The 1,465-nt window shown below is 36.4% G+C and carries 2 protein-coding genes; both read left to right on the forward strand.

The window, feature by feature from the left end; all coding sequences use genetic code 11:
• The coding region (locus AB5150_RS15655; RefSeq protein WP_349823542.1) for a transposase at nt 1-610 on the forward strand (610 nt) is incomplete at its 5' end.
• Entirely contained in the window at nt 541-1,428 is an 888-nt protein-coding gene (locus AB5150_RS15660; RefSeq protein ID WP_082418098.1) for an IS3 family transposase, read from the forward strand. The genes AB5150_RS15655 and AB5150_RS15660, both read left to right, overlap by 70 nt.
• Nucleotides 1,429-1,465: the final 37 nt, after the last annotated feature.

Below are 1,465 nucleotides of genomic sequence, written 5' to 3' on the forward strand. Positions count from 1 at the left end.
TGATATGTACCCTCTTTACTGGACAACCAGTAAGGAGGGTATTTTTATGCGTTATAGTTATGAGTTTAAAATGATGTGTGTTGAATTGTATCATTCGGGTTCGTATCCTGACATCCCAGAGGGGCTGAATCCCAATACTCTCAAAAGGCATATACGAGAATGGTCCAGATTGGTTGATTTACATGGTCCAGAAGTTTTAAAACATAAGGTGTTTAATAAGGTATGGACACCCGAAGAAAAACTTGAACTGATTTCAAAGGTTATTGCAGGCACACCAAGAACGAAAGTTGCCATAGAAGCAGGCATTAATGCAGGACTGCTTTATCAATGGGTACACAAATATAAATTACAAGGATATAATGGATTGGTAGAAAGTAAAAAAGGACGACCAACAAAGGAACCGAGAATGAAAAAATCAACAAATCCATTACCTTTAACAGAATCGGAACGAGAAGAACTGATACGCTTGAGAACTGAAAATGAATATATCAAAGCCGAGAATGAAGTAATAAAAAAACGGATCGCCTTGAGGCAAGAAAAATGGGTTGCGCAACTCAAGGCGAAAAAGCAGCAATCATCAAAGAACTCAGAGAAAAAGGATATCAACTAAAGTATCTCCTAAAAGCAATGCATATGGCTAAATCTACTTACTATTTTGAGATTAACAGAAACGATATTGTTGCCGAACGCAATCAAGAAGTACTAGAAGAAATAAAAAATATTTTTGAGGAGAACAAACGCAGATATGGCGTAAGAAGGGTTCACCAGGAACTTATTAATCGCGGGTATCAGGTGAACCATAAGAGAGTTCAGCGTCTTATGCATGAATCAGGATTAGCCGGCAAACGACCAAAGGAGAAATATCATTCCTATAAGGGACAAGTTGGTAAGATTGCTGATAATATAATAGGCAGAGATTTCAGCACAACTTCGCCTTTACAAAAATGGACCACAGATGTGTCTCAATTCAATTTTTCATGGGGAAAGTGTTATATATCGCCAGTGTTAGATATGAATACAAACGAAATCATTTCATATGATTTATCTAGGACTCCTAATCTTGGCCAGATAGAAAGAATGCTAAATAAAGCTTTTGAAAAATTTCCTTCTGTCGAAGGATTAATATTTCATTCTGATCAGGGGTGGCAGTATCAGCATGTCAATTTTAGAAATGCCTTACAAGAACATGGCATTGTACAATCCATGTCACGGAAAGGTAATTGCTATGACAATTGTATTATGGAGACATTCTTTGGAAGATTGAAAAATGAGATGTATTATGGTTATGAGAAAGACTATTCTTCCTTCGAAGAATTCTCACAAGCGGTTGAAGAATATATAGATTATTATAATAACAAAAGAATTCAGGCAAAAACAAAATGGATGCCACCTGTACAATACAGGATAGCATCCATGTGTTCAGCCTAGTTCATAAATATGTGTCCAGGATTCTGGGTACATATCA

Source organism: Coprococcus sp. RTP21281st1_F1_RTP21281_210402 (assembly GCF_040915325.1).
Classification (GTDB): domain Bacteria; phylum Bacillota; class Clostridia; order Lachnospirales; family Lachnospiraceae; genus Coprococcus; species Coprococcus aceti.

Bases quoted from the DNA above. Each gene is read 5' to 3' on its own strand.
- AB5150_RS15660 (WP_082418098.1), top strand. From the start codon at position 541: ATGGGTTGCGCAACTCAAGGCGAAAAAGCAGCAATCATCAAAGAACTC.